The organism is Luteimonas aquatica, from assembly GCF_022662575.1.
Classification (GTDB): domain Bacteria; phylum Pseudomonadota; class Gammaproteobacteria; order Xanthomonadales; family Xanthomonadaceae; genus Luteimonas; species Luteimonas aquatica.
Genome location: NZ_JALBFU010000001.1, coordinates 657,233 through 683,943, shown reverse-complemented (window position 1 = coordinate 683,943; position 26,711 = coordinate 657,233). Strand labels below are relative to the sequence as shown.

Here is a 26,711-nt window from a genome sequence, read left to right as displayed (position 1 = left end):
TTCCGCGCATGTCGCCGCCGGATGCCGCGGCAGGCATCGAGCATTCCCCACGATCGCGAGGAGAAACCGCATGTCCATTCGTCTCGAAGGCCGCGTGGCCCTGGTCACCGGCGCATCCTCCGGCATCGGCGAGGCCACCGCGCTGGCCCTGGCCGACGCCGGCGCCAAGGTCGCCATCGCCGCGCGACGCCGCGACCGGCTCGACGCCCTGGCCGCCCGGCTCGTCCAGGCCGGCGCCGAACCGCTGGTGCTGGAAGCCGACCTGCTGGACGAGCGCCAGGCGCAGCGCATCGTCGCCGACACCGAGGCCCATTACGGGCGCCTGGACATCCTGGTCAACAATGCCGGCGTGATGTACCTGGAGCCGGTGGCCGAAGCCGACCTCGGCCGCTGGCGGCGCATGCTGGAGTTGAACGTGCTGAGCCTGATCGCCTCCACCCAGGCCGCGCTGGCCGGCATGCGCGCGCGACGCGACGGCCACATCGTCAACATCGCCTCCACCGCCGGCCGCATCGCCAATCCGATGGCGGCGGCCTACTCGGCGACCAAGTTCGGCGTGGTGGCGTTCTCCGAGGCGCTGCGGCGCGAGGTCTACCGCGACAACATCCGCGTCAGCGTCATCGAGCCGGGACTGGTGGCGACCGAACTGCGCGAGCACATCGGCCACGCCGAGACCAAGGACACGATCAACGCCTGGGCAGACGGCCTGCGGCAACTGCAGCCGGGCGACATCGCCGACACCATCGTGTTCTGCGTCAGCCGGCCCGCGCACGTGAACGTCAACGAGGTGCTGATCCGGCCGACCGACCAGGAGCGCTGACCGGGAGCGCCGAGCGGCGGACCGCTGGGCGCGCGGACGGAATAGAATCCGTCCATGAGCAAAGCCTCCGCGCCCGCCGCCCGTATCGCCGAACTGCGTCGCCTGGTCGAGGACGCCAACCACCGCTACCACGTGCTCGACGATCCCAGCATCCCGGACGCGGAGTACGACCGGCTGATGCGCGAGCTGGAGGCGCTGGAGGCGGCGCACCCGGACCTGGTCGATCCGGATTCGCCCACCCAGCGCGTGGGCAACAGCCCCTCGGCCAAGTTCGCCGAGGTTCGCCACGCGGTGCCGATGCTGTCGCTGGCCAACGCCTTCAGCGACGAGGAGGTGGGCGAGTTCGTCGCCCGCATCGGCAAGGAAACCGGCGACGAGAACCCGGCGTTCTCGGTGGAGCCCAAGCTCGACGGCCTGGCCATCAGCCTGCGCTACGAGAACGGCGCCTTCGTGCGCGGCGCCACCCGCGGCGACGGCGCCACCGGCGAGGAGGTGACCGTCAACCTGCGCACGGTCAAGGCCATTCCGCTGAGATTGCGCGGCAAATCCCTGCCCGAGGTCCTGGAGGTGCGCGGCGAAGTGTTCATGCCGCGCGCCGACTTCGAGCGCTACAACGCCTGGGCGCTCGAGCACGGCGAGAAGACCCTGGCCAATCCGCGCAACGGCGCCGCGGGGTCGCTGCGCCAGCTCGATCCGCGCGTGACCGCCAGGCGGCCGCTGCGCTTCTACGCCTATGCCCTGGGCGAGGTCGTGTTCGGCAAGGGCGGCAGTCTGCCGGCAACGCATTCGCGGACGCTGGCCTGGCTGCGCGAGCTCGGCCTGCCGGTCTGTCCGCAGGTGGAAGTCGCCAGCGGCGTAGGGGGCGTGCTCGACTACTACGCGCGCATCGGCGCGCAGCGCGACACGCTGCCGTACGACATCGACGGCGTGGTCTACAAGCTCGACCGCTACGACCAGCAGCGCGCCATGGGCTTCGTCTCGCGCGCGCCGCGCTGGGCGCTGGCACACAAGTATCCGGCGCAGGAGGAGATGACCACGGTCGAATCGATCGAGGTCAATGTCGGGCGCACCGGCGCGGTGACGCCTTGGGTGCTGCTCAAGCCGGTGCACGTGGGCGGCGTGACCGTCAGCCGCGCCACCCTGCACAACGCCGACCAGATCGCGCGGCTGGACGTGCGCGTGGGCGACACGGTGATCGTGCGCCGCGCCGGCGACGTGATACCGGAAGTGGTGCGCGTGGTCGAGGAGCGGCGTCCGCTGGACAAGCGCGGCAACCCGCAGCACGCCCCGTACCGGCTGCCCGGCGCCTGCCCGGTCTGCGGTTCGGCGGTCGAGCGCGAGGAGGGCGAGGTGGTGGCGCGCTGCACCGGCGGGCTGTTCTGCCCGGCGCAGCGGATCCAGGCGCTGTTCCATTTCGCCTCGCGCCGCGCCATGGACATCGAGGGTCTGGGCGAGCGCTTCATCACCGCGCTGGTCGAATTCGACTACGTGCACACCGTCGCCGATCTCTACCGGATGCGGCTCGACGACCTGCTGGAGATGAAGCGCCGCGCCGACGAACGCGACGGCACCACGCCCGAGACGGTGAAAGCCGGCAAAGTCGCCAGCAAGTGGGCCGAGAACCTGATCGCCGCGATCGACGCCAGCCGCAACACCACGCTGGAGCGCCTGCTGTACGCGCTGGGCATCCGCGACGTCGGCGAAAGCACGGCCAAGACCCTGGCGCGGCATTTCGGCTCGCTCGACCCGCTCGTCGCCGCCGGCGAGGAGGAACTGGTGGCGGTGCCCGACGTCGGCCCGATCGTGGCCGCGCGCATCGCCCATTTCTTCGCCGAGCCGCACAACCGCGAGGTGATCGCCGCGCTGCGCGCGGCCGGCGTGCACTGGACGGAGAGCGCGCCGCGCCGGGCCAGCGAAGGCCCGCTGGCGGGCACGACCGTGGTGCTCACCGGCGGCCTGGCGTCGATGAGCCGCGACGAGGCCGGCGCGAAACTCGAGGCCCTGGGCGCAAAGGTCTCCGGCAGCGTCTCCAAGAAGACCGGGATCGTGATCGCCGGCGAGGCGGCCGGCTCGAAGCTGGCCAAGGCGCAGGAGCTCGAGCTGGAGATTTGGGACGAGGCCAGGCTGCTGGCGTTCCTGGCCGAGCATTGAGCCGCCGCGCGGCGATGGAGAACCGAGCATGCCCGACACGCCACTGGATTTTCGCCCGGCCACCGCGGCGGACGCCGCGCTGCTGATCGCGCTGATGCGCGCGTTCTACGCCGAGGACCGGATCGAGTTCGACGAGGCCCGGGTGCGCCGCGGCATCGACGCGCTGCTGGCCGACCCGGCCAATGGGGAGGCCTTGCTGTGGCTCGACGAGGACGGGAACGTGGCGGGGTACGCCATCGTCACGGCCTGTTTCAGCATCGAGCAGGGAGGCCGCTACGCGCTGCTCGACGAGCTGTACCTGGCGCCGTCCGCGCGCGGGCGTGGCTGGGGCAGGCAGTCGCTGTCGCTGCTCGAGCGGCGTGCCGCCGACCGCGGCGCGCGGCGCATGCGCCTGGAGGTGAACCGGCACAACGCGGCCGCGCGCGGGCTCTACCTGCGGCTCGGCTATCGCGACGAGGCCCGCGACCTGCTGACCCTGGCGCTGCCGGCCGCTCGGCAGGGCGTGGCGGCATGATCGCCTCGGCTGCCGGCAACCTCCGGTCGAGCGGCCACTGATGGCCGGAATCGAGCCCGTTGAGGATTGGCGGCCGAGCGCCTCGCCGGAGGCCCTGCGCCTGCGCGCGCGATCCAACGCCGAAATCCGCGCCTTCTTCGCCGAGCGCGGCGTGCTGGAAGTGGAAACGCCGATCCTCTCGCGCGCCGGCAATACCGATCCGAACATCGCCTCGTTCTCGCTGCGCTTCTCCGGCCGCGTCGACGGCGCGCCGCGCACGCGCTGGCTGCGCACCTCGCCCGAGTTCGCGATGAAGCGGCTGCTGGCCGCCGGCATCGGCGACTGCTACGAACTCGGGCGGGTGTTCCGCGACGGCGAGGCCGGAGCGCGCCACAACCCGGAATTCACCATGCTGGAGTGGTACCGGCTGGGCTGGGACCACCTGCGCCTGATCGAGGAAACCGCGGCGCTGGTGCAGCGGCTGCTGGGACTGGTCGGCAGGACGGCTTGCGTGGAGAAGATCGCCTATCGCGATCTCTATCGCGAGCGCCTTGGGGTGGACCCGCTGCGCGATGGCGAGCGCGCGCTGCGCGCGGCGCTGGGCGAGGTCGAGATCGATCCGCGCGGCCTGCGCCGCGACGACTGGCTCGACCTGCTCATGACCCATCGCCTGCAGCCGTCCTTTCCGCGCGACCGGCTGCTGGCCGTGTACGACTATCCGCCGACGCAGTGCGCGCTGGCGCGCGTGCGCGAGGGCGAGGCGCCGGCGGCGGAGCGTTTCGAGCTCTACCTCGGCCCGCTGGAACTGGCCAACGGCTATCACGAACTGCTCGATGCCGGCGAGCAGCGGCGGCGCTTCGAACGCGACCACGCGCTGCGCGCCGAGCGCGGCGATCCCTTGCCGCCGCTGGACGAAGCCCTGCTGGCGGCATTGCGGTCGGGGATGCCGGCCTGCGCCGGGGTCGCCCTGGGCACCGACCGCCTGCTGATGGCGATGCTCGGCACGGAGCGGATCGGCGATGTGATCGCGTTCGATTTCCCGGCATCCTGAAAACGCTTACGCCTGAATGGAGGCTTCACGTCACAGGGAAGCAATGAAAAATTGAGCACGTATTCATGCTGGACGCGCGAGAGTGTCCGGCATCAAACCGGACGAGGTGGGGACCATGCGTAAAGTCTTCGGAATGTTGGCGGTTCTCGGTGCCGGCCTGCTGGCCTCGGCCTGCGCGTCCGCGCAATCGGGCTACAGAGACGACGCCCGCTGGGGCAATGGCGGCAACCGCACGGTGCGCTGCGAGTCCTACGACCGGCAGCGGCAGGAGTGCCGCGTCAATACCCGCGGCGGCGTGCGCCTGGTGCGCCAGCTCTCCGACCGCGAGTGCCGGGAGGGCCGCGACTGGGGCTACGGCCGCAACAGCATCTGGGTGTCCGGCGGTTGCCGCGCCGAATTCGAAGTCGGACGCGGCAACGGCGGCGGCTGGGGCGGCGGCGGTGGCGGTGGCTGGGGCAACGGCGGCGTCCGCACGGTGCGCTGCGAGTCCTACGACCGGCAACTGCAGCATTGCCGCGCCGACACGCGCGGCGGCGTGCGCCTGGTGCGCCAGCTGTCCGACCGCGAATGCCGCGAGGGCCGCGACTGGGGCACCGGCCGCGACGTGATCTGGGTATCGGGTGGCTGCCGCGCCGAATTCGAAGTCGGACGCGGCAGCGGGGGCGGCGGCGGTTGGGGCGGCGGCACCCGCACGGTGCGCTGCGAGTCCTACGACCGGCAACTGCAGCATTGCCGCGCCGATACGCGCGGCGGGGTGCGCCTGGTGCGCAAGCTGTCCGACCGCGAGTGCCGCGAAGGCCGCGACTGGGGCACGGGCCGTGACGTGATCTGGGTGTCGGGCGGCTGCCGCGCCGAGTTCGAGGTGGGCGACGGCCGCTGGCGCTGAGCGCCGTCGGCCGTAGCAGGCCTGCGGCAACAGGCATGCCGCCGGAGCCCCGACGCTCCCGGCTACAATGGCGGCATGCCTGAGCACAGTTTCGATTTCGACCGCTACGACCGCATCCGTCCGATCCGCTGGACCGGCGATGCGCTCGAACTCCTGGATCAGCGCAAGCTGCCGTTCGCGGTGGAGTACCTGCGTTGCGCCGACAGCGATGCCGTCGCCGCGGCGATTCGCGACCTGGCCGTGCGCGGCGCGCCCGCCATCGGCATCGCCGCCGCCTGGGGCGTGGTGCTGGCCGCGCGCACGGCCGCCGCCGCAAGCGGCCAGCAGGCCCTGGCCGCCGTCGAGCCGGCCCTGCAGCGGCTCAACGCCGCGCGTCCCACCGCCGTGAACCTGGCCTGGGCGCTGGCACGCATGCGCCGCGCGCTGGCGGCCGCGGGCGTGGACTGGCGGCAAGCGGTCGAGCGCGAGGCGCAGGCGATCGCCGACGAGGACCTGGCCGCCAACCGCCGCATGGGCGAACTCGGCGCCGGCTTGATCGCGCCCGGCAGCGGCGTGCTCACGCACTGCAATACCGGCTCGCTGGCCACCGCGGGCTTCGGCACCGCGCTCGGCGTGATCCGCGCCGGCGTCGCGCAGGGGCGGATCGGCAAGGTGTTCGCCGACGAGACCCGGCCCTGGATGCAGGGATCGCGGCTGACGGTCTGGGAACTGCAGCAGGACGGCATCGACGCCACGCTGATCGCCGACGCCGCCGCCTCGCACCTGATGAAGCACGGCGACATCGACTGGGTGGTGGTCGGCGCCGACCGCATCTGCGCCAACGGCGACGTCGCCAACAAGATCGGCACCTACCAGCTGGCCATCGCCGCGCGCTACCATGGCCGCAAGTTCATGGTCGCCGCGCCCTCGTCGACGGTGGACATGGACACCGCCTCGGGCGATCTGATCGAGATCGAGGAGCGCGATCCGGGCGAGCTGCTAGGCGTGTCCGGCACCCGCACCGTGGCCGAGGGCATCCGCGCCTGGAACCCGGTGTTCGACGTCACCCCGGCCGAGCTGATCGACGCCATCGTCACCGAGAAGGGCGTGGTGGAGCGCCCGGCCCCCGCTTCGATGCGGGCGATGTTCGGCTGAGGAAGCTGGCCCGGAGCCGGCATGCAGACGCCGGACGTTGTCGCGTTCGCGCGATGGAAGCCTCCGCGCAAGCCCGAACCCGCCGCCGGAATCGCGGCTTCGCCCGAAGCCCGCGCGTCGTGACTGGCCCAACGGAGAGTTCCCGCGGCGGCAGGCCGGCGGGCCATGTGCCGGCATCGCGGCGCGCTCCCGCGGCAGGCCGAAAAGCATCTCGAAAAACACCCGCAAGTGCTTGTTTCCTGCGGGGAATCGGTATCCGTTCGGATGCCGTTTCGTGGTAGAATTCCAGGGTTCTGCGAACCGCTTGGAAAGCGCTCTCCGGCCCGCCCGCCGCGCCTTCCGCGAACCACCCGAATGAACCACTGCAAAGGCTCGTAATGGCCGAACTCGCCAAGGAAATCATCCCCGTCAATCTCGAGGACGAGATGCGCCGCAGCTACCTGGATTACGCCATGAGCGTGATCGTTGGGCGCGCGCTTCCCGACGTCCGCGACGGCCTCAAGCCGGTGCATCGCCGCGTCCTGTATGCGATGAACGAGTTGGGCGCGCACAGCAACAAGCCCTACTACAAGTCGGCGCGCATCGTCGGCGACGTGATCGGCAAGTACCACCCGCATGGCGACCAGTCGGTGTACGACACCCTGGTGCGCATGGCCCAGCCCTTCTCGCTGCGCTATCTGCTGGTGGACGGGCAGGGCAACTTCGGTTCGGTCGACGGCGACAGCGCGGCGGCGATGCGCTACACCGAGGCGCGCATGTCGCGCCTGACCCACGAGCTGATGGCCGACATCGACAAGGAGACCGTCGATTTCCAGCCCAACTACGACGAGAAGGAGCTCGAACCGACGGTCATGCCGACGCGGTTCCCGAACCTGCTGGTCAACGGTTCGGCCGGCATCGCGGTCGGCATGGCGACCAACATCCCGCCGCACAACCTCTCGGAAGTGATCGACGCGCTGATCGCGCTGATCGACGATCCTGCGATCGACATCGACGGCCTGATGCAGTACATCCCGGGCCCGGATTTCCCCACCGCCGGCATCATCAACGGCGTCGGCGGCATCCACCTGGCCTATCGCACCGGCCGCGGCCGCGTGCGCATGCGCGCGCGCGCCGAGGTCGAGCTGACCGACAGCGGCCGCGAGGCGATCGTCGTCACCGAGATCCCGTACCAGGTCAACAAGGCCCGGCTCATCGAGAAGATCGCCGAGCTGGTCAAGGAGAAGAAGCTCGAGGGCATCAGCGAGCTGCGCGACGAGTCCGACAAGGACGGCATGCGCATCTACATCGAGGTCAAGCGCGGCGACTCGGCCGAGGTGGTGCTCAACAACCTCTATCAGCAGACGCAGATGGAGTCGGTGTTCGGCATCAACATGGTGGCGCTGGTCGACGGCCGCCCGCAGTTGCTCAACCTCAAGCAGATCCTCGAGGCCTTCGTCCGCCACCGCCGCGAGGTGGTCACGCGCAGGACCATCTTCGACCTGCGCAAGGCGCGCGCGCGCGCCCACGTGCTCGAAGGCCTGACCGTCGCGCTGGCCAACATCGACGAGATGATCGAGCTGATCAAGACCTCGGCCAACCCCAACGAGGCGCGCGAGCGCATGCTGGCGCGCACCTGGGAGCCGGGCCTGGTGGCCACGCTGCTGGCCGCCTCCGGCAGCGACGCCTCGCGGCCGGAGGACCTGCCGGCCGGCGTCGGCCTGGTGGATGGAAACTACCAGCTCACCGAGACCCAGGCGCAGCAGATCCTGGAGATGCGCCTGCACCGCCTGACCGGCCTGGAGCAGGACAAGCTCACCGACGAATACCGCCAGCTGCTGGAGACGATCCGCGGCCTGATCGAGATCCTGGAAAACCCCGACGTGCTGCTCGAGGTGATCCGCACCGAGCTGCGCAACCTCAAGGAAGAGTTCGGCGACGCCCGCCGCAGCGAGATCCGCGCCAGCGAGGAAGACCTCGACATCCTCGACCTGATCGCGCCCGAGGACGTGGTGGTGACGCTCTCGCACGCCGGCTACGCCAAGCGCCAGCCGGCCACCGCCTACCGCGCCCAGCGGCGCGGCGGCCGCGGCCGCAACGCCGCCGCGACCAAGGACGAGGATTTCATCGACCAGCTGTGGCTGGTCAACACCCACGACACGCTGCTCACCTTCACCAGCTCCGGCCGCGTGTTCTGGCTGCCGGTGCACCAGCTGCCGGACGCCGGGCCGAACGCGCGCGGCCGTCCGATCGTCAACTGGATCTCGCTGGAGGAGGGCGAGAAGGTGCAGGCGGTGCTGCCGGTGCGCGAGTACGACGACCGCCATTACGTGCTGTTCGCCACCCGCAACGGCACGGTCAAGAAGACCGCGCTCACCGAGTTCGCCTATCGCCTGCAGCGCGGCAAGATCGCCATCAACCTCGACGAGGGCGACGCCCTGGTCGGCGTCGCGCTGACCGACGGCTCCCGCGACGTGATGCTGTTCGCCAGCAACGGCAAGGCGGTGCGCTTCGCCGAGCAGGAGGTGCGCGCGATGGGCCGTACCGCCACCGGCGTGCGCGGCATCCGCCTGGCGGCCGGCGAAACGGTGGTGAGCCTGATCGTGGTCGACGGCGAGGGCGACATCCTCACCGCCAGCGAACGCGGCTACGGCAAGCGCACGCCGCTGGAGGAATACCCGCGCAAGGGCCGCGGCACGCAGGGCGTGATCGCGATCCAGACCAGCGCCCGCAACGGCAAGCTGATCGGCGCCATCCAGCTCAGCGACCACCACGAGGTGCTGCTGATCTCCGACGGCGGCACCCTGGTGCGTACCCGTGCCGCGGAAATCTCCCAGGTCGGCCGCAACACCCAGGGCGTGACCCTGATGCGCCTGGCCGAGAACGAGAGCCTGCAGGCCCTGGAGCGCGTGGACGCCTCGCTGGACGAGGACGCGGCGGCCGGCGGGGAGCCGGCGCGCGAGGGGCAGGCGCAGGATGGGCAGGCGCCCGGGGAAGAGCGACCGCAGACGCAGAACTGACACGCGGGCGTACCGCCTCGGCGGGCGCCGGCGTTACGATGCGCACGGGGAATCATGGCCGGGCTCCGTCCCGGCCATGATTTTGCAGGGAGGTTTCATCACATTGGACCGAAACGGAAGGGGGACGCAATGAAGTACTTGATGGGGATGCTGTTGGGACTGGCGTGCTGGATGGCGGTGGCGCCGGCGCAGGCCTTCGAGCAGGGCGACGACTGGATCGCGATCGATCTCACCGATGCGCGCACGCTGTACATGCGCGATCTCACGCCCGGCCTGATGCTGGCGATCCGCAAGGAGCGGCGCGCAGGCCAGGCGGACGCGGGCTGGAGCCTGGAAGTGGTGCGCCGTCCGCTGACCGCGGCCGCGCCGAACCTGGTCGGCGGCGGGCGCGACGGGGATGCTTCGCGGATCCTCGCCTCGCAGGCGGGTGCGCGCGGTTTCTCCAATTCGCGCGAATTGCCGGTGCAGGGGACGCCTTACACGCTGCGCGTGGAGCTGAAGGGCGCGAAGGTGAACGGCAAGGGCGAGTCGGCGTCCTTCGCCGGCGGCAAGCTGCGGGTGAGCTGGAAGGCCGGCAAGTAAGGGCCGATCTAAGGGCCGATCGGCCCGCCCGGACTTGATCGGGCGCGCGGGGGGCGGCAGCATGCTGTCGCCACCCGTGCAGCGATGCCCAGCGAATGAGCAAGTACAGGATCCTGGAGTCCCTCCAGGCGCAACAGGACGAGACGGACGCAACGGACGAGGCCGCGGGCGCGCCCGCGGACGGGACCTGGACCCGCAAGAGCTTCGTGCTCGCCAAGGACGCCCCCGGGGCCGTCTACGTGCCTTCTCCGGTCGCCGGCCACGTCCACCACGTCGGCGACTACGGCGCCGTCGAACTCTACGATTCGCCCGGCACCGACGGGCGCCTGCTGGGCCGGGTCCTGCACATGGACCCGCGCAGCTTCGCCGTGTCCGAGGGCGAGGCCGTCGATTACGGCGAGCCGCTCGGCAGGCAATGGGGCGCCGGCGCCGGCAACGCCAAGACCTCGCCCGACCATGTCGAGATGGAGCTGGACGCCGGCCAGCTGCAGCGCTACCTGGAGGACATCGAGGCCGGCGTGATCTCGCCGGACGTGTACCCGGGCATGACCAAGCGCCTGCGCCGCGCCGGCCTGGCGCCGCTGATCAAGGCCAAGCCGTCGGGGCTGCCGATCGCGGTGGCGATCGCCGCCCTGCAGGCGCAGCGCATCGTCGAGGCCGGCGACCGCGGCCCGGGGGTGATCGAAATCCAGACCGCGCTGCACGGGCTGGGCTATCTCGACGCGCGCGGCGCGCCGCTGCGGGTCGACGGCGTGTTCGGCGAGCGCACCCGCGAGGCCCTGGAATCGTTCCAGCGCGAGCACGGCCTGCGCGCCGACGGCATCGCCGAGGCGCAGACCCTGTCCGCGCTGCACAAGGCCGAGCGGCAGCCGCTGGTGTCCAACCCGGACCATCCGGACCACGCCCTGTACCGGCAGGCACTGGCCGGGCTGGAGAAACTCGATGCCGGCACCTTCGCCAGCGCCGAGGAGCGTCGCAACGCCGCGGCGGCCTTGGTTGCGGAGGCGAAGCTGCGCGGCATGCGCCAGATCGACCACGTCTCGCTGGACGCAGGCGGCGGCAGCGCCGTCGCCATCCAGGGCAAGCCGCAGGAGGAGGAGGCCCAGCGCATCCGCATGGACCTCAAGCCCGCCGGCGCGCAGCCGCTGGAGAGGAGCAGCCTGCAGCTGGAGCAGCACAAGCTCTCGGAGGAGCAGCGCCACCTGCAGGAACAGACCCAGAAGCAGATCCAGACCCAGGAACTGGAGCGGCGCCAGGACATGCAGCAGCAACAGCGGCGCGACCAGGAACGGCGCGACGACGCCAGGGAGCAGGCGCGCCAGGATGCCCGCGACCGGGAGCGCGACCGGGATCAGCGGGAGCGCGACCAGGAACGCGACCAGCGCAGCCATCGTAAGGGCCTGTTCCGCTAGGCCGCGCTCGGCCAAGTCCCGTTCCACGGGAGCAGGCGAGCGGGGGCGGGCAAGCCGGGCGCCCCGGGACGGGCTCGCGCCGCCGAATCTCGCGCGGCTGGATCTTCGCCCGCCGATGCGCTCGCCGTGCGCGGAGCGTCGCGGCATCGCGGTCTATACTCGTGCGCAACATCAGGAGATGCGCATGAGGATGAGGACGCGGAAGGGCGCCGCTGCGCGCGGGGTCGCTGCGGCATTGCTGTCGCTGGCCCTGCTGTGGCTGCCGGCCTGCAAGCGCAGCGAGCAAGGGCAACTGCCGGCGGTCAGCGGCGAGGTCGTCAAGGCCGAGCGGGCCGAGGTCAAGGGCTTCGCGCTGGTGCGCGCCTATCCGGACCAGGCCAACGATGCGCTGGCCATCGCGCTGGAATTCTCGCGGCCGCTGGTCGGCACCCAGGATTTCGACAAGCTGATCAGCTTCGCCGAGCCGGTGGGCGAGAAGAGCAGCTGGTCGCTGGACAAGGACGGCAAGGTGCTGCGCTTCCCGTTCGTGGAAGCCAACAAGACCTACACCCTGCGCATCTCCGGCGATCTCACCGCCGCCGACGGCAGCAAGCTCGGCAGGCAGGTCGAGGAGAAGGTGTTCACCGGCGAGCTCGATCCCGCGGTCGGCTTCGCCTCGCAGGGCAGCGTGCTGCCGGCCAAGGAGTCGCGCGGCCTGCCGGTGGTGGCGGTGAACGTCGACGAGGTCGACGTCGAGTTCCTGCGCCTGGACGAGAAGTCGCTGCCGCAGTTCTTCAGCCAGTACCAGCGCGGCGGGCGCCGCGACGGCTGGGACCTGGAGCGCGACTACGACGACGGCGAAGGCAAGCAGTACAAGCCGCTGTCGAAGCTGGCCAAGTCGGTGTACAGCAACCGCTTCGTGCTCGACGGCAAGCGCAACGAGCGCGTGCTGACCTACCTGCCGGTGCAGGATATCGCCGAGCTGCAGGAACCCGGCCTGTACTTCGCCGTGATGCGCCGGCCCGGGCAGTTCAAGAACGAATACGACACCGCCTTCTTCACCGTCAGCGACATCGGCCTGCACGCGCGCGCCTACAAGGACAAATTGTTCGTGCACACCGCCTCGCTGCAGGGCGGCGCGGCGATCGGCAACGCCGAGCTGCGCGTGCTCGACGCCAAGGGCGAGACCTTCCTCAAGGGCCAGACCGACGGCAACGGCAACGCGCTGCTCGAGTACACGCTGCAGTCCGGGCACGTGCTCATCGCCACCCGCGGCAAGGATGTCACCTTCCTGCCGTTCAACCAGCCGGCGCTGGACCTGTCCGAGTTCTCGGTGGCCGGGCGCGAATCGGCCTGGTTCGACGTGTTCGCCTGGTCGGGGCGCGACCTGTACCGGCCCGGCGAAACGGTGCGCGTCTCGGCGCTGTTCCGCGACAACGACGGCAAGCCCGTGGCCGCGAAGGGCAAGCGTGCCCAGCCCTTGTTCGTGCGCCTGAAGCAGCCGGACGGCAAGACCTTCCTGGACAGCCGCGTCGATCCCGGCGCGCTGGGCTATTTCAAGTTCGAGAAGACCATTCCCGTCGACGCGCCCACCGGGCGCTGGCAGATCGAGTTCCGCACCGATCCGGCCAGCAAGGAGGCGGTGCAGGGCATGACCCTGCGCATCGAGGAGTTCCTGCCCGAGCGCATGAAGCTGGACCTGGACGCGGCCGACGCCGTGCTCGCGCCGGGCGAACCGCTGCGCCTGCGCGCCATCGGCGCCTACCTGTACGGCGCGCCGGCGGCGCAGAACCGCTTCACCGCCAAGCTGGCGGTGGCGGTGGAGCAGCATCCGCTGGAGAAGCTGCCCGGCTATTTCTTCGGCGACCCCACCGTGGAGCTGCCGAAGGAGGCCAAGGACGTCGTCGACGAGAAGCTCGACGCGCAGGGCAAGCTGTCGCAGGACATTGCCCTGCCCGAGGAGGTCAAACCGGTGACGCCGGTGGCCGCGATCGTGTCGGGCAGCCTGTTCGAGACCGGCGGACGCAGCGTCAACCGCTCGCTCAAGCGCGTGCTGTGGCCGGCCGACGCCCTGGTCGGCGTGCGCCCGCTGTTCAACGACAAGGATGGCAGCGACGCCAACGCCACCGCGCGTTTCGAGCTGATGCGCGTGGGCAGCGACGGCAAGCCGCGGCCGGCGCAGGGCCTGAAGGTGACCCTGGTGCGCGAGCACCGCGACTACCACTGGAACTACGAGGACGGCGACGGCTGGAAATACGATTTCACCCGCCGCTTCGAGAACGTCGAGACCCGCAGCGTCGACGCCGGCGCTACCGCGGCGCGCTTCGACTTCCCGGTGGAATGGGGCGAGTACCGCGTCGAGGTGTTCGATCCGGCCACCAAGCTGACCATGCGCTATCCCTTCCGCGCCGGCTGGAGCTGGGACGACGACAACCGCGGCCTCGACGCGCGCCCGGACAAGGTCAAGCTGTCGCTCGACAAGACCGGCTACAAGGCCGGCGACGTCCTCAAGGCGACGGTGACCCCGCCGCACGCCGGCCGCGGCGTGCTGCTGGTGGAGAGCGACAAGCTGCTGTACGTGCAGGACATCGACGTCGGCGCGAAGGGATCGACGTTCGAGATCCCGGTGACGCAGGACTGGGAGCGCCACGACGTCTACGTCACCGCGCTGGTGTTCCGCGGCGGCAGCGTGCCGAGCAAGATCACCCCGGCGCGCGCGGTGGGCGTGGCCTGGGTGCCGATGGACCGGCGCGCGCGCCGGGTCGCCGTCGGCCTGGTCGCGCCCGAGCAGATGCGTCCCGAGCAGCCGATGGCGGTGACCATCAGCGCGCCGGCGCTGGCCGGCAAGGAGGCCTATGCCACCGTTTCGGCGGTCGACGTCGGCATCCTCAACATCACCCGCTTCCCGGTGCCCGACGCCAACGCGCACTTCTTCGCCCAGCGCCGCCTGGGAGTGGACGCGTACGACATCTACGGGCGCGTGATCGAGAGTTTCGAAGGCAGCATCGCCAAGCTGCGCTTCGGCGGCGACATGGCGCTCGACGCGCTGCCGCAGGCCAAGCGCCCGACCGCGCGGGTGCAGACCGTGGACCTGTTCTCCGGCCCGGTGCGCCTGGACGCCAAGGGCAATGCCCGCGTGCAGCTGCCGGTGCCCGACTTCAACGGCACCCTGCGCGTGTCGGCGCTGGTGTTCTCCGGCGAGCAGTACGGCAACCGCGACGCGGAGACCGTGGTGCGCGCGCCGATCGTGGCCGAGGCCAGCATGCCGCGCATCCTGGCGCCGGGCGACCGCAGCATGGTCACGCTCGACCTGACCAACTTCACCGGCAAGCCGGGCGAGTTCAAGGTGCAGCTGGACGCCCTCGGCCCGGTGGCGATTGGTGATTCCGGGGCGCGCAGCGCCAGCATCGCCAAGGAAGCCAAGACCACGCTCAGCTTCCCGGTGACGGCCAGGGAGGGCTACAGCACCGCCAACGTGCGCGTGCGCGTGGAGGGCAACGGCTTCAAGGTCGATCGCCGCTACGACCTGCCGGTGCGTCCGGCCTGGCCGGGCGTGCTGCGCGCGCGCACCCAGGTGCTCGACGCGCTGGCCGCGGTCTCGCTCGACGCCGGCTTCGCGGACGGATTGATGCCCGGCTCGGTCAACGCGCGCATGACGGTGAGCGCGCTGCCGCCGATCCCGTTCGCCAGTGCGCTGCAGGGCGCGCTGGACTATCCCTACGGCTGCGCCGAGCAGACCACCAGCAAGGGCTACGCCGCGCTCGAGCTCGATCCGGCCACCGCGAAGATGCTCGGCGTGACCGGGCTCGACGCCGCCAAGCGCCGCGCGCGCATGGAGGGCGCGCTCGGCCGGCTGGCGTCGATGCAGGTCAGTTCCGGGCACTTCTCGATGTGGGGCGATGACGGCTACGTCAATCCCGCGCTGACCCCGTACATCGTCGAGTTCCTGCTCGATGCGCGAGAGGGCGGCTTCCAGGTGCCCGACAGCGTGCTGCAGAAGGCGTTGCAGCGCCTGAGCGAGGACCTGCTGGCCGGCGGCAACGAGTTCTACGGCCAGGACCACCGCGAACACCTGAAGTTCGCCTACCAGGCCCACGCCGGCTACGCGCTGGCCCGGGTCAACCGCGCGCCGCTCGGCACGCTGCGTTCGCTCTACGACAACGAGCGCAAGCGCGCGCTCACCGGCCTGCCGCTGGTGCACCTGGGCCTGGCGCTGGCGCTGCAAGGCGACAAGGCGCGCGGGCAGAAGGCGATCGACGAGGGGTTCGCGTTCAAGGGCGACCGGCCGGGCTATCTCGGCGACTACGGCAGCCCGCTGCGCGACGGCGCGCTGATGATCGCGCTCACCCACGAGCGCGGCTATGCCAAGCCGGCATACGACGCGCGCGTGATCGATCTCGGCCGCGAGCTCGACGTGCGCCGCAAGAGCGGCTGGCTGTACCTGAGCACGCAGGAACAGGTGGCGCTGGCGCGCCTGGGCAAGGGGCTGATGGCCGCCCAGGACAAGCAGGTGGAAGGCAGCTGGCAGGTCGGCGGCAATCAGGAGAACGCCGCCGCGGCGAAGGCCGTCGGCCGCATGTTCGACTACGACACGCTGGCGCAGGGCGTGCGCTTCGATCCCAAGGGCACGCCGCCGCTGTACGCCAGCCTGGAGATCGCCGGCGTGCCGCGCAGCGCCCCCGAGCCCGACTTCAGCCAGATCAAGGTCGAGCGCAAGCTGTACGGCGTCGACGGCAAGGAGTGGACGCCGCGGCCGCTGAAGGAAGGCGAGGCGCTGATCGTCGGCCTCACGATCACCGCCGACGGCGACATGCCGGACGCGCTGCTCACCGACCTGCTGCCCGCGGGCATGGAGATCGAGAACTTCAATCTGGGCGACGAGAAGCAATGGGCGGGCGTGGTGGTCAACGGCATCGAGATCACCGACCGCGCCGGCGCGGCCGAGGTGCGGCACGAGGAGTACCGCGACGACCGCTACGTGGCCGCGCTGAAGCTCTCGGCCGGCGACAAGGCGCGCGTGTTCTACCTGGCGCGCGCCGTCACCCCGGGCACCTACACCGTGCCGCCGCCGCTGGTGGAGGACATGTACCGGCCGCAACTGCGCGGCGTGGGCAGGTCCGCGCCGGCCACGCTCACGGTAGTGCAGCCCTAGGCCGCCAAACGCATGCCTTCGCATATCGGCATCGTCGCCTGCTCGGCGGAGGGCGCCGCGCTCTGCTACCGCACGATCTGCGCGGAGGGCGCGGCGCTGCTCGGCCCGCATGCGCATCCGGAAGTGTCGATGCACACGCCCTCGCTGGCCGACTACGTGGCCTGCCTGGAGCGGGGCGACTGGGACGGCGTGGGCGATCTGATGCTGGATTCGGCGGCGCGGCTGGCGCGCGCCGGCGCCGATTTCCTGATCTGCCCGGACAACACCATCCACGCCGCCTTGCCGGCGATCCTGGCGCGCTCGCCCTTGCCCTGGCTGCACATCGCCGAGGTGGTCGCCGAGACGGCGCAGTCGCGCGGCTTCCGGCGCCTGGGGCTGACCGGGACGCGCTGGCTGGTCGACAGCGAGGTCTATCCGGAGCAGTTGGCCGCGCGCGGGCTGGCGTATCTGCGTCCGCAGGCCGACGAGCGGGATGAAATCGGCCGCATCATCATGGACGAGCTGGTGTACGGCGTGTTCAAGCCGGAATCGGTCGCCTATTTCCAGGCGGTCGTCGCGCGCATGCGCGAGGCGGGCTGCGACGCGGTGGTGCTCGGCTGCACCGAAATCCCGCTGATCCTGGACGACACGAATTCGCCGCTGCCCACGCTCGATTCGACGCGCCTGCTGGCGCGGGCCGCGCTGCGGCGCGCCACGCGCGAGCGCGGCGCGTCCGCCTAGCGCCTGCGATGCGGGCGCAGGCTTCCGTCGCGACGGCGATCGGCCGGCTCCGCCGCGCCGTACGCGGCCGCTCGCCGCTGTGGTGGCTGCGCTGGACCGCGGCCGCGGCCTTGCTGGCGCTGCTGCTGCTCGATCTCGCCTTCCCGCCGCCGTTGCCGAAGAAGCGCGACACCAGCGTGCTGGTGGTGGCCCGCGACGGCACGCCGCTGCGCGCCTTCGCCGATGCCGACGGCGTCTGGCGCTATCCCACCGACGCGCGGCGCATCTCGCCGCTGTACCTGCAGGTGCTGCTCAACTACGAGGACCGCTGGTTCTGGCGCCATCCCGGGATCAACCCGGTGGCCTTGCTCCGCGCGGGCGGGCAATGGCTGCGCAGTGGCCGGATCGTGTCCGGCGGCTCGACGCTGACCATGCAGGTGGCGCGCATCCTCGACGGTCCGGGCGGCACCCGCTCGCCGTGGCGCAAGCTGCGGCAGATGCTGCGCGCGCTGCAGCTGGAGGCGCACCTGTCCAAGCGCGAGATCCTCGACCTGTACCTGGAGCGCGCGCCTTTCGGCGGCACCATCGAAGGCGTGGAGGCGGCCAGCTGGGCGTATCTGGGCAAGCCGGCCGCGAAGCTCTCGCACGCCGAGGCCGCGCTGCTGGTGGTGCTGCCGCAGGCGCCCAGCCGCCGCCGTCCCGACCGCGAACCCGAGGCCGCGCGCGCCGCGCGCGACAAGGTGCTCGAGCGCATGGCCGAGCTCGGGCTGTGGAGCAGGGCGCAGGTCGAGGACGCCAGGATCGAGCCGGTGGTGTCGCGGCAGCTGCGCGCGCCCTTGTCGGCGGCGCTGCTGGCGCAAAGGCTGCGCACCGCGCATCGCGGCGCCGACCGCATCGTCTCCACCATCGACGCCTCGCTGCAGCGTACGCTCGAGGAGCGCGTCACCAGCTACTTCTCCAACCTGCCGCCGCGCACCTCGGCGGCGCTGCTGGTGGTGGACAACGCCAGCATGGAGGCGCGCGCCTACGTCGGCTCGGTGACCTTCGGCGACAAGGCGCGGCTCGGCCACGTCGACATGGTGCAGGCCTGGCGCTCGCCCGGCTCCACGCTCAAGCCCTTCCTCTACGGGCTGGCGATCGACGACGGACTGATCCATTCCGAAAGCCTGCTGGTGGACGCGCCGCAGTCCTTCGGCGGCTATCGTCCGGGCAACTTCGACACCGCCTTCAACGGCCCGTTGGGCGCGGCGCAGGCGCTGCGGCTGTCGCTCAACATCCCGGCGGTGGACCTGCTCGACCGCGTCGGTCCCGCGCGCTTCTCCGCGCGCCTGGACAACGCCGGCATCGCCTTGAAGTATCCGCGCGGCGCGCAGCCGAACCTGTCGCTGATCCTCGGCGGCACCGGCGCGCGCCTCGAGGACCTGGTCGGCGCCTACGCCGCGTTCAACCGCGACGGCGCCGCCGGGCGCGTGCGCTACACGCCGCAGGACCCGAACATCGACCGGCGCCTGTTGTCGCCCGGCGCGGCCTGGATCGTGCGCACGATGCTGGAAGCCAATCCGCGGCCCGGCGAACGCGAGGACACCTTCGATCGCGGCAACCGCCCGCGCGTGGCCTGGAAGACCGGCACCAGCTACGGCTTCCGCGACGCCTGGGCCATCGGCGGCACGCGCCGCTACACGGTCGGCGTCTGGGTCGGCCGCCCGGACGGCACGCCGCTGCCGGGCCAGTACGGCGCGGTCACGGCCTTGCCGCTGCTGTTCGAAACGGTCGACAGCCTGCCGCGAACCCGCGGCGACAACGCGCCGCGCCCGCCGCCCGCGGGCGTGGCCGAGGCGGAGATCTGCTGGCCGCTCGGCACTGCCGCCGATGCGCAGTCCTCGGCGCTGTGCCAGCGCCGGATGCGGGCCTGGACCCTCAACGGCACGGTGCCGCCCACCTTCGCCGAACGCGGTGCCCGCCTGTGGAGCGCGGGCGTGGAACGCTTCGAGGCCGACCCGGCCAGCGGCGAGCGCCTGTCGGCGGCCTGTTCGCTGCCGCATGCCCGCGTTGCGCGCGAGATCGCCCGCTGGCCCGCGCTGGCCTCGCCCTGGCTGCCGGCCGCGACGCGGCAGGCCTCGCGCCTGCCGCTGCTGGCCGTCGATTGCATGGACGATGGCCGCGGCGCGGCGGAGGAACTGCGCATCGACGGCGTCAACGACAACGCGACGCTGGTCCGCGCTCCCGGCAGCGCGCGGGCGGTGCGCCTGGCGCTGCGCGCGCTCGGCACCGGCGCGCGCGTGCAATGGCTGCTGGACGGGCGCTGGATCGGCGAGACCGAGGGCGCGCGGCCGCTGGTCCGGGAGTTTCCGGAAACCGGCACGCATACGTTGACGGCGCTGGCCGATAGCGGGGCGTGGAGCAGCGTGAGGTTCCGCGTGCTGGAATGACCGGCGCCAGCCTCAGGCGGCCCCTGCGTCAAGACGCGGTGCGGCGTGCGTGGCGATGCGGGTTCGACGCGCGGACGCCGCGCGCCTCAGGCCGGCGACGCGATGGCCCGCTTCGTAGATCAGCAGCGGAAGCAGCCAGCTCATCCACAGCAGCAGCGCCACCATGGCCGGCGAGGGCGGTGATCCCGTCGCCAGATGGGCCTGCAGGAAAATACGGAAGGTGATCGGCGAGAGCGTGACCAGATAGTTGCGGATCATCCAGCGCCGGTGCGCGGACACCCGGCCTTGGCGGATCGCGATCAGGGCGGCCAGCGCCGTCGTCAGCCATGCCAGCGCGGTGGAGGCGAAGGCGGCGCGGATGCCCAGAGGCGCCTGCGAGGTGGCGATCAGTCCGGTGGCGCCCGTGCAGGCGATCAGGATGCCGACCATGTAGACGCGCCCCATCCAGCGATGCAGGCGCGGATAGGTCTTCTGCTTGCGCGTCAGGAACTGCAGCGGGCCCAGGACGATGGCCAGCACGCCGCCGGCAAGGTGGGTCCACAGCCAGCCTCGCCGCGACCAGAACATGGCGTAGGCGCCGCCGGGGGCCGGATCGTGGTACTTGCCGTACACGGTCAGCAGGAATTCGATGCTGATCGCGGCGATCAGGAGCGAGACGACGATCCAGCCGATGCGTCGGGCGATGCGTCCGCGGCCGGTGAGGGCGGCATTCCGGGTTGCGTGATCCATGAGCGCCTCGGGCTCCTGCCTGGCCGGAGGATACACCGGGAGGATCGCGGGATCGAATCGCGCCGCTCGATCCCGCAACGGGCTGGTCGATGCTCGAAACCACGGCGACCCTGCGCCGTCCGTACCCGCGGGAATGCGATTGACGCTCGCCCCCGGTCGGGAGCAAAGTCGTCGCCATTCCCGCCTGGCGCTCGGCGCGTCGGGCGATGCACGAATCGGGGGCTTTCGTGGCAAAGATTACCGGGATCGGCGGCGTCTTCCTGAAGTGCAAGGGCGACAGCGCCGCGTTGGCGGCGTGGTACCAGAAACACCTGGGCCTGCAGCTGGAGGTCTTCGGCGGCGCCGTGCTGCGCTGGCCGGACGACAAGGCCGAGGACGGAGGGCTCACCGTATGGCATCTCGCCGACAGGGACAGCCAATGGTTCAGCCCGAGCGACTCGTCCTTCATGATCAACTACCGCGTGGACGGCCTCGACGAAATGCTCGCGCAGCTGCGCGCGGCCGATATCGCGATCGTCGGCGGCCCGGAGTCGCACGAGAACGGCAAGTTCGCCTGGATCATGGATCCGGACGGCAACAAGGTCGAACTGTGGGAGCCGATGCTCTGGGACGACAAGAACAAGGGCGCGTGAGTGCCGCGAAATCCGATGCCTTGGCACGAGTATGGAATATGTCGCGCTTGAGTCCGAAAGAACAGGCAAAGATTGACAGGAGAAAAGCGCTGCCGGTCCTGGCAGGGGCGGCGCTGGCGTTTCTCGCGTCCGTCCATTTCCTTGGCTTCGGCTTTTTCTCGACGATCAGCCTGGTGCTGCTGGCGATGGTGGGGTGGTACATCGCCACGGTCGAGGGCAACCTGTCGGCCGACGAGGCATTCGCCGCAGCAAGACGGCGCGAATCGGCTGCGCGCAGGCGCCCGCAGGCCGCGGGCGCGCCGCTGTCGGCGGAAGCAGGTTCCTGGGTGCTCGACGAGGACGACGAGGCCTGGAGCACGCGTTTGCAGGGATGCGATCTCGAGGTGAGGATCGCCGCGGAATGGAACGCGGCGAACGAAGCGCCGCCGCCGAGCGAGGCGCTGCTGGCAAGCGTGGCGGAGCTCGTTTCGGATTTCGGTCGGTTCGAGGAGCGGATGCGGCTGTTCCTGGAAGGCGAGGCGCAAAGGCCCGGCCTAATAAGGTTTCATGAAGAGATCGCGCGGCTCCAGGCGGAGCAGGTGGCCTTCCTGTTTCCGGCATATCCGGACAGGGCGGTGATTCACTTCGAACAGCTGGCGGCGGACAGGTGGTGGATGTGCCGATACGAAGGCGGCCAGGCCGTCCAAGGATCCTTGCGGTTCGATACTTGAAGGCGATATGTGTCGTGCGCCTGCGAGGACAGTGCGAAAAACTGCCGGGCGTCGGAAGCCCCGACGGACATGCGGACCACCTCGCTGTCGCCGGGCATCACCTATCAGCTCGGCGCGATCCGATGACCGGGCATATCCTAGGTCCGTATCGGCACATGCCGGAACGCGACATGCCGATACGGATCTGCCAAGGCGGAGTCAGGCCAGCTGCTGCAGCAGATAGTCGGCCGAGGACACGCGGAACTCGCCGGGCGCCTCGACGTTGAGCAGCTTCACCACGCCGTCCTCGGCGTACAGCGAGAAGCGCTTGGCGCGCGTGCCCATGCCGTAGGCGCTGGCGTCCATTTCCAGGCCGAGCAGGCGCGCGAATTCGCCGTTGCCGTCGGCCAGCATCAGCAATCCCTCCGGCGCCTGCTGGCTGCGGCCCCAGGCCTGCATGACGAAGGGATCGTTGACGGCCATGCACGCGACCTCGATGCCCTTGGCGCGGAAGTCGTCGAAGCGTTCGATGTAGCCCGGCAAATGGCGTTCCGAGCAGGTGGGCGTGAACGCGCCCGGCACGGCGAACAGCACCACCTTCTTGTCGTTGAACAGCGTGGGCGTGTCGATGATCTCGACGCCTTCGCCGATGCGCTGCAGTTTTGCCTCGGGTATGCGGTCGCCGGTCTGGATGGCCATGGGAAAGTCCCGTCGGAAGGGTGAACACAGTGTAGTCGGGGCGGCGTCCGGGGATGTCAAGGCGGCTTGAAATCATCGCGGGCGGGCCTATTTCGCTGGCATGGCGGCGCCATGCCGCCGTTCCGCACACAACCGTCAAGTCACCCCATTGGAGTCAGCATCATGAGTATCGTCCGTTATCGCCAGTGGCCGCTGCCGGCCGCGCTGCACAACGAGATCAAATACGCTTTCGGCCGCTTCGGCGACGGCGAAGCCGCCGCCGCGGACGCGCCGTGGGTGCCCGGCGTCGACATCAAGGAGGAGGCCGGGCGTTTCGTCATCCGAGCGGACCTGCCCGGCGTCGATCCGCGGGAGATCGAGATCCAGATGGACAAGAACATCCTCTCGATCCGCGGCGAACGCAGCGCCGAGCAGGCGGCCGAGAACGAGCGCTTCGCGCGAGCGGAGCGTCGCCACGGGCGCTTCCATCGCCGTTTCGCGCTGCCCGAGAGCGCCGATGCCGAGCGCATCTCGGCCAGCGGCCGCAACGGCGTGCTGGAGATCGTGATCCCGAAGAAGGCGGAAGTGGCGCCGCGCCGCATCGCGGTAGGGTCGCCGACCGTGCAGTGACCCCGTCGCGGGCATGAGCCCGCGGCACCGGGATGCGCCGCGATGGCGGTTTTCCGACAATCCGGGTATATCCTCGACCCGCGGCCGGACGGCCGCGGGTTGGGCGTTTGAGGGCGAGCATGCAATTCAAAGACTACTACCAGACGCTGGGCGTGGAGCCGAACGCGGGCGAGGCCGAGATCAAGACGGCCTACCGCAGGCTGGCGCGCAAATACCATCCGGACGTGAGCAAGGAAGCGGGGGCGGAGGAACAGTTCAAGGCGGTCAACGAGGCCTACGAGGCGCTGCGCGATCCGCAGAAGCGCGCGGCCTACGACCAGCTGCGCGCACGCGGCTACCGGCCTGGCGACGAGGTGCACGAGACGCCCGGCGGCTTCGGCGGCGCCGGCGTCCCCGGATACGATTTCGACGAGATCTTCGCCAGCGGCGCGGGCGGCGCCAACGGCGGGTTCAGCGATTTCTTCGAAGGCCTGTTCGGGCGCGGCGGTTTCGGCGCCGGCCATGCGCACCGGCCGACGCCGCGCGGGCATACGCGCGCGAAGCTGGCCGTTCCCCTGGAGGCCATCCACGACGGCTCGAGCGTGCGCATCAGCGTGAACGGCAAGGCCCTGGACGTGCGCATTCCCAAGGGCATCCGTCCCGGGCAGTCGATCCGCCTGGCCGGGCAGGGCGAGCACGGCGACCTGCTGCTGGAGATCGAGTACGCCGCCCATCCGCAGTTCGAGGTGGACGGGCGCAACATCATCTACACCCTGCCGGTGGCGCCGTGGGAGGCCGCGCTGGGCGCGGCCATCAGCGTGCCGACGCTGGGCGGGAAGGTGGAGCTGAAGATTCCCGCCGATTCGGAGGCCGGGCGCAAGCTGCGCCTGCGCGGTCGCGGCCTGCCGGGCAGCGGCGGCATGCCGGCGGGCGACCAGATCGTCGAGTTGGAAGTGGAGGCGCCCAAGGCGCGCAGCGACGCGCAGCGCGAGGCCTATCGCAAGCTCGCCGAGGCGTTCGCCAAGAGCTGACGACCGTCCGCGGGCAGGTGGTGCTGCGGCCTCAGCCGATCAGCTCGGCGATGACCTTCGCCAGCTCCGTATCGCTGAAGGGCTTGGTGAGGTAGGCCTTGGCGCCCTGGCGCAGGCCCCAGACGCGGTCGGTGTCCTGGTCCTTGGTGGTGACCAGGACGATCGGGATGTGCGCGGTGCGGGTGTCGCGGGTGATCGAGCGGGTGGCCTGGAACCCGTTGAGGTTGGGCATCACCACGTCCATCAGGATCAGGTCGGGCAGTTCGCGCTGCGCCAGCTCCACGCCCGCCGCGCCGTCCTCCGCCGTCAGGGCCTGGTGCCCGAGCTTCTCGACGATGCGGCGGATGCCCATCAATTGCGACGGCGAATCGTCGACGATCAGGATACGCGCCATGGGACTCCCCGAAGAGTGCGCCCCGATTGTAGCCATGGCCGTGCCCGGGGCAAGCGCGCCGCGCTAGAACGTGACCAGGGTCCGTCCGATCGAGCCGCCGGCGAGCATCGTCTCGAAGATCTCGGGCAGGTCCGCCAGCCTCGCCTCGCGGGTGCAGATGCGCTCGAGATGGCGCGGCTTCCAGTCCGAGGCCAGGCGGCGCCAGACCTCCTCGCGGATGTCGCGCGCGGTGCCGGCCGAGGCCACGCCCAGCAGCGAGACGCCGCGGATGATGAAGGGCATCACCGTGGTCGGCAGATCGTGGCTGGCGGCGAGGCCGGCGCTGGCGACGTTGCCGTAGGGCGCGGTCTGCGCCAGCAGGCTGGCCAGCATGGCGCCGCCGACGTTGTCCAGGCCGCCGCCGAAGCGGGCGGTGTCCATCGGCCGCGTGGTGGCGAGCGCGTCGCGGCCGAGCACGGCGCTGGCGCCGATCGCCGTCAGGTAGTCGGCGTGTTCGGGCTTGCCGCTGATCGCGTGCACCTCGAAGCCGGCGCTGCTGAAGATGTCGAGCGCGAGCGAGCCGACCCCGCCGCTGGCGCCGGTCACGGCCAGCGGCCCGAGGCCGGGCGTCTGCCGGTTCTCGCGCATGCGCAGCAGGGCCAGGGCGGCGGTGAAGCCGGCGGTGCCCAGGATCATGCTCTCGCGGAGGCTCAGGCCGGCCGGCAGCGGAATCGCCCAGCGCGCTTCCAGGCGCGCGTATTCCGAATAGCCGCCGTCGCGCGTCTCGCTGAGGCCGGAGCCGGTGGCGAGCACCGCGTCGCCTTCCTTGAAGGCCTTGTCGGTGGAGGCCACGACATGGCCGGCCACGTCGATGCCGCCGACCAGCGGGAAGCTGCGCAGGATCTTGCCCTTGCCGGTGCCGGCCAGCGCGTCCTTGAAGTTGACGGAGGAGTGCGCGGTCTTGACGACGATTTCGCCCGGGGCGAGATCGTCGAGCGAGAGCTCCTCGATGCCGCTGCGATAGCCGGCGTCGTCGCTGTGGATGCGGAACGCGCGAAAACTCCCCGGAATCGTCATGTCGTGGCTCTCGTCGTCCCAGCGAAGGCTGGGACCCATTTCGATTCTAGAGAATCTCCATGGACAAGTCCCGCCAATCCGGATTCGCATTCTCGATCAATGCGATCTTCCATAGCCGTTTCCAGGCCTTGATTCTTTTTTCCCTGATGATGGCCGATCGCATGTCGTCATGAGTTTCGTACCAGACCAGGGTATGAACGCTATATTTTCGGGTAAAAGCATCTGACGGGCAGGCTTTGTGCGCTGTCACGCGTCTGGCCAAGTCTGAGGTTACACCGACATAAAGGGTGCCGCGTGGTTTGCTGGCAAGCAGATAGACGGCAGGAAGTCGTTCACGCATCGGTTTCCATTCCGCTTCCATCCCCGGTACCAGGGTATGGAAGCAAAAATGGGTCCCAGCTGCCGCTGGGACGACGGCGTAAATTCGGGTGGCGGCTTTACGCAGGCCGCCGTAGGCGAATTCCTAGCGCAAGTCCTTGCGCCGCTTCTCGTCCATCCACTTGTCGGCATGCGCGGGGCTGTAGTCGCGCATCCAGGCGAACAGCGCGTCGAGGTCGGCGCCATGCCAGAGATCGCTGCGCTGGTCGGGGTGCAGGAAGCGTTCCTCGACCATGCGGTCGATCATCGACATCAGCGGCGCGTAGAAGCCGTCCACGTCCAGGAACGCGCAGGGCTTCTGGCCGAGGCCGAGCTGGCGCCAGGTCAGCATCTCGAACATCTCGTCGAGCGTGCCGAAGCCGCCGGGCAGGGCGACGAAGGCGTCGGCCAGGTCGAACATGCGCGCCTTTCGCTCGTGCATGGAGCCGACGATCTCGAGCCTGCTCAGGCCGCGGTGCGCGACCTCCCAGTTGACCAGCTGCTCGGGGATGACGCCGATCGCCTCGCCGCCGGCTTCCAGCACCGCATCGGCGACGATGCCCATCAGGCCGACGTTGCCGCCGCCGTAGACCAGCGCCAGCTTTTCCATGGCGATGCGCTGGCCCAGCGCCATCGCGCGCTCGGCATAGACCGGCTTGTTGCCGGCGTTGGAACCGCAGTAGACACAAATTGCGCGCATACGTCCGATGTGCTGTTTTTTTACCGGAATTCTGGCGATGCGGCTGGGT

General features: G+C 70.3%; 22 protein-coding genes. 16 read left to right on the top strand and 6 right to left on the bottom strand.

Annotation, left to right across the window (positions count from 1 at the left end; all coding sequences use genetic code 11):
• The first annotated feature begins 70 nt into the window (after positions 1-70).
• The 12 genes from MD221_RS03190 to pbpC all read left to right on the top strand — a co-directional run bounded on the left by MD221_RS03190 (position 71) and on the right by pbpC (position 19,787).
• The gene (locus MD221_RS03190) at positions 71-820 is read left to right on the top strand and encodes an SDR family NAD(P)-dependent oxidoreductase (RefSeq protein WP_242107767.1); all 750 of its coding nucleotides are present in this window, start codon (positions 71-73) and stop codon (positions 818-820) included.
• 54 nt (positions 821-874) lie between these two features.
• The gene (gene ligA / locus MD221_RS03185) at positions 875-2,971 is read left to right on the top strand and encodes an NAD-dependent DNA ligase LigA (protein WP_242107765.1); all 2,097 of its coding nucleotides are present in this window, start codon (positions 875-877) and stop codon (positions 2,969-2,971) included.
• Positions 2,972-2,999: 28 nt separating this feature from the next.
• Positions 3,000-3,485, top strand: a complete 486-nt coding sequence (locus tag MD221_RS03180; RefSeq protein ID WP_242107764.1) for a GNAT family N-acetyltransferase — start codon at positions 3,000-3,002, stop codon at positions 3,483-3,485.
• Positions 3,486-3,525: 40 nt separating this feature from the next.
• Entirely contained in the window at positions 3,526-4,515 is a 990-nt protein-coding gene (gene epmA, locus MD221_RS03175) for an EF-P lysine aminoacylase EpmA (protein WP_242107763.1), read from the top strand.
• A gap of 133 nt (positions 4,516-4,648) precedes the next feature.
• The gene (locus MD221_RS03170; RefSeq protein WP_242107762.1) at positions 4,649-5,401 is read left to right on the top strand and encodes a DUF3011 domain-containing protein; all 753 of its coding nucleotides are present in this window, start codon (positions 4,649-4,651) and stop codon (positions 5,399-5,401) included.
• A gap of 75 nt (positions 5,402-5,476) precedes the next feature.
• The gene (gene mtnA, locus MD221_RS03165) at positions 5,477-6,535 is read left to right on the top strand and encodes an S-methyl-5-thioribose-1-phosphate isomerase (RefSeq protein ID WP_242107761.1); all 1,059 of its coding nucleotides are present in this window, start codon (positions 5,477-5,479) and stop codon (positions 6,533-6,535) included.
• A gap of 377 nt (positions 6,536-6,912) precedes the next feature.
• Entirely contained in the window at positions 6,913-9,534 is a 2,622-nt protein-coding gene (gene gyrA, locus MD221_RS03160) for a DNA gyrase subunit A (RefSeq protein WP_242107760.1), read from the top strand.
• 129 nt (positions 9,535-9,663) lie between these two features.
• Positions 9,664-10,116: a hypothetical protein gene (locus MD221_RS03155; protein WP_242107759.1), complete on the top strand. Its 453-nt coding sequence runs from the start codon at positions 9,664-9,666 to the stop codon at positions 10,114-10,116.
• A gap of 95 nt (positions 10,117-10,211) precedes the next feature.
• Positions 10,212-11,528, top strand: coding sequence for a peptidoglycan-binding domain-containing protein (locus MD221_RS03150; RefSeq protein WP_242107758.1), 1,317 nt, complete (start codon positions 10,212-10,214; stop codon positions 11,526-11,528).
• A 184-nt stretch (positions 11,529-11,712) separates the two neighbouring features.
• A complete protein-coding gene (locus MD221_RS03145; protein ID WP_242107756.1) occupies positions 11,713-16,659 on the top strand; it encodes an alpha-2-macroglobulin family protein in 4,947 nt (1,648 codons plus the stop codon).
• A 12-nt stretch (positions 16,660-16,671) separates the two neighbouring features.
• Positions 16,672-17,379 carry an aspartate/glutamate racemase family protein gene (locus MD221_RS03140; protein WP_242107754.1) on the top strand — a complete coding sequence of 236 codons (708 nt, stop codon included), beginning with the start codon at positions 16,672-16,674 and terminating at the stop codon, positions 17,377-17,379.
• A gap of 8 nt (positions 17,380-17,387) precedes the next feature.
• A complete protein-coding gene (pbpC, locus tag MD221_RS03135) occupies positions 17,388-19,787 on the top strand; it encodes a penicillin-binding protein 1C (RefSeq protein ID WP_242107753.1) in 2,400 nt (799 codons plus the stop codon).
• Positions 19,788-19,799: 12 nt separating this feature from the next.
• Here the strand turns inward: pbpC and MD221_RS03130 are convergent, their stop codons facing one another.
• Positions 19,800-20,516 (bottom strand): DUF2306 domain-containing protein, encoded by a 717-nt coding sequence (locus tag MD221_RS03130; RefSeq protein WP_242107752.1) that lies wholly within the window; start codon positions 20,514-20,516, stop codon positions 19,800-19,802.
• A 227-nt stretch (positions 20,517-20,743) separates the two neighbouring features.
• Between MD221_RS03130 and MD221_RS03125 the strand changes: the two genes are divergently transcribed.
• Both MD221_RS03125 and MD221_RS03120 read left to right on the top strand, forming a co-directional pair.
• Complete coding sequence (locus MD221_RS03125) at positions 20,744-21,148, top strand: VOC family protein (RefSeq protein WP_242107751.1); 405 nt, start codon at positions 20,744-20,746, stop codon at positions 21,146-21,148.
• Positions 21,145-21,858: a hypothetical protein gene (locus tag MD221_RS03120; RefSeq protein WP_242107750.1), complete on the top strand. Its 714-nt coding sequence runs from the start codon at positions 21,145-21,147 to the stop codon at positions 21,856-21,858. The genes MD221_RS03125 and MD221_RS03120 overlap by 4 nt, the downstream gene beginning before the upstream one ends.
• Positions 21,859-22,056: 198 nt before the next feature.
• Here MD221_RS03120 and MD221_RS03115 read toward each other — a convergent pair whose 3' ends face one another.
• Positions 22,057-22,536, bottom strand: a complete 480-nt coding sequence (locus MD221_RS03115; protein ID WP_242107749.1) for a peroxiredoxin — start codon at positions 22,534-22,536, stop codon at positions 22,057-22,059.
• 162 nt (positions 22,537-22,698) lie between these two features.
• On the opposite strand from MD221_RS03115, the gene MD221_RS03110 reads away from it, so the two are divergent.
• Together MD221_RS03110 and MD221_RS03105 are read left to right on the top strand one after the other, a co-directional pair.
• Entirely contained in the window at positions 22,699-23,145 is a 447-nt protein-coding gene (locus tag MD221_RS03110) for an Hsp20/alpha crystallin family protein (RefSeq protein ID WP_242107748.1), read from the top strand.
• A gap of 119 nt (positions 23,146-23,264) precedes the next feature.
• Entirely contained in the window at positions 23,265-24,155 is an 891-nt protein-coding gene (locus MD221_RS03105) for a DnaJ C-terminal domain-containing protein (protein WP_242107746.1), read from the top strand.
• Positions 24,156-24,186: 31 nt separating this feature from the next.
• On the opposite strand, the gene MD221_RS03100 is transcribed toward MD221_RS03105, so the two are convergent.
• From MD221_RS03100 to MD221_RS03085, 4 genes are all read right to left on the bottom strand, one after another.
• The gene (locus MD221_RS03100) at positions 24,187-24,549 is read right to left on the bottom strand and encodes a response regulator (RefSeq protein WP_242107744.1); all 363 of its coding nucleotides are present in this window, start codon (positions 24,547-24,549) and stop codon (positions 24,187-24,189) included.
• Positions 24,550-24,612: 63 nt separating this feature from the next.
• On the bottom strand, positions 24,613-25,644 hold the full coding sequence (locus MD221_RS03095) for an acrylyl-CoA reductase family protein (protein ID WP_425602188.1): 1,032 nt from the start codon (positions 25,642-25,644) through the stop codon (positions 24,613-24,615).
• Between the two features lie 7 nt (positions 25,645-25,651).
• Complete coding sequence (locus MD221_RS03090) at positions 25,652-25,945, bottom strand: GIY-YIG nuclease family protein (protein WP_242107742.1); 294 nt, start codon at positions 25,943-25,945, stop codon at positions 25,652-25,654.
• A 123-nt stretch (positions 25,946-26,068) separates the two neighbouring features.
• Positions 26,069-26,662, bottom strand: coding sequence for an LOG family protein (locus MD221_RS03085; RefSeq protein WP_242107741.1), 594 nt, complete (start codon positions 26,660-26,662; stop codon positions 26,069-26,071).
• Positions 26,663-26,711 lie beyond the last annotated feature (49 nt).

Excerpts from the sequence above, each read along its gene's own strand:
- MD221_RS03140 (WP_242107754.1), top strand. The coding sequence starts at position 16,672 with ATGCCTTCGCATATCGGCATCGTCGCCTGCTCGGCGGAGGGCGCCGCG.
- MD221_RS03110 (WP_242107748.1), top strand. The coding sequence starts at position 22,699 with ATGAGTATCGTCCGTTATCGCCAGTGGCCGCTGCCGGCCGCGCTGCAC.
- gyrA (WP_242107760.1), top strand. The coding sequence starts at position 6,913 with ATGGCCGAACTCGCCAAGGAAATCATCCCCGTCAATCTCGAGGACGAG.
- epmA (WP_242107763.1), top strand. The coding sequence starts at position 3,526 with ATGGCCGGAATCGAGCCCGTTGAGGATTGGCGGCCGAGCGCCTCGCCG.
- MD221_RS03150 (WP_242107758.1), top strand. The coding sequence starts at position 10,212 with ATGAGCAAGTACAGGATCCTGGAGTCCCTCCAGGCGCAACAGGACGAG.
- MD221_RS03085 (WP_242107741.1), bottom strand. The coding sequence starts at position 26,662 with ATGCGCGCAATTTGTGTCTACTGCGGTTCCAACGCCGGCAACAAGCCG.
- MD221_RS03095 (WP_425602188.1), bottom strand. The coding sequence starts at position 25,644 with ATGGGTCCCAGCCTTCGCTGGGACGACGAGAGCCACGACATGACGATT.
- MD221_RS03130 (WP_242107752.1), bottom strand. The coding sequence starts at position 20,516 with ATGGATCACGCAACCCGGAATGCCGCCCTCACCGGCCGCGGACGCATC.
- MD221_RS03155 (WP_242107759.1), top strand. The coding sequence starts at position 9,664 with ATGAAGTACTTGATGGGGATGCTGTTGGGACTGGCGTGCTGGATGGCG.
- MD221_RS03115 (WP_242107749.1), bottom strand. The coding sequence starts at position 22,536 with ATGGCCATCCAGACCGGCGACCGCATACCCGAGGCAAAACTGCAGCGC.
- pbpC (WP_242107753.1), top strand. The coding sequence starts at position 17,388 with ATGCGGGCGCAGGCTTCCGTCGCGACGGCGATCGGCCGGCTCCGCCGC.
- MD221_RS03180 (WP_242107764.1), top strand. The coding sequence starts at position 3,000 with ATGCCCGACACGCCACTGGATTTTCGCCCGGCCACCGCGGCGGACGCC.
- MD221_RS03145 (WP_242107756.1), top strand. The coding sequence starts at position 11,713 with ATGAGGATGAGGACGCGGAAGGGCGCCGCTGCGCGCGGGGTCGCTGCG.
- ligA (WP_242107765.1), top strand. The coding sequence starts at position 875 with ATGAGCAAAGCCTCCGCGCCCGCCGCCCGTATCGCCGAACTGCGTCGC.
- MD221_RS03105 (WP_242107746.1), top strand. The coding sequence starts at position 23,265 with ATGCAATTCAAAGACTACTACCAGACGCTGGGCGTGGAGCCGAACGCG.
- MD221_RS03170 (WP_242107762.1), top strand. The coding sequence starts at position 4,649 with ATGTTGGCGGTTCTCGGTGCCGGCCTGCTGGCCTCGGCCTGCGCGTCC.
- MD221_RS03090 (WP_242107742.1), bottom strand. The coding sequence starts at position 25,945 with ATGCGTGAACGACTTCCTGCCGTCTATCTGCTTGCCAGCAAACCACGC.
- MD221_RS03190 (WP_242107767.1), top strand. The coding sequence starts at position 71 with ATGTCCATTCGTCTCGAAGGCCGCGTGGCCCTGGTCACCGGCGCATCC.
- mtnA (WP_242107761.1), top strand. The coding sequence starts at position 5,477 with ATGCCTGAGCACAGTTTCGATTTCGACCGCTACGACCGCATCCGTCCG.
- MD221_RS03100 (WP_242107744.1), bottom strand. The coding sequence starts at position 24,549 with ATGGCGCGTATCCTGATCGTCGACGATTCGCCGTCGCAATTGATGGGC.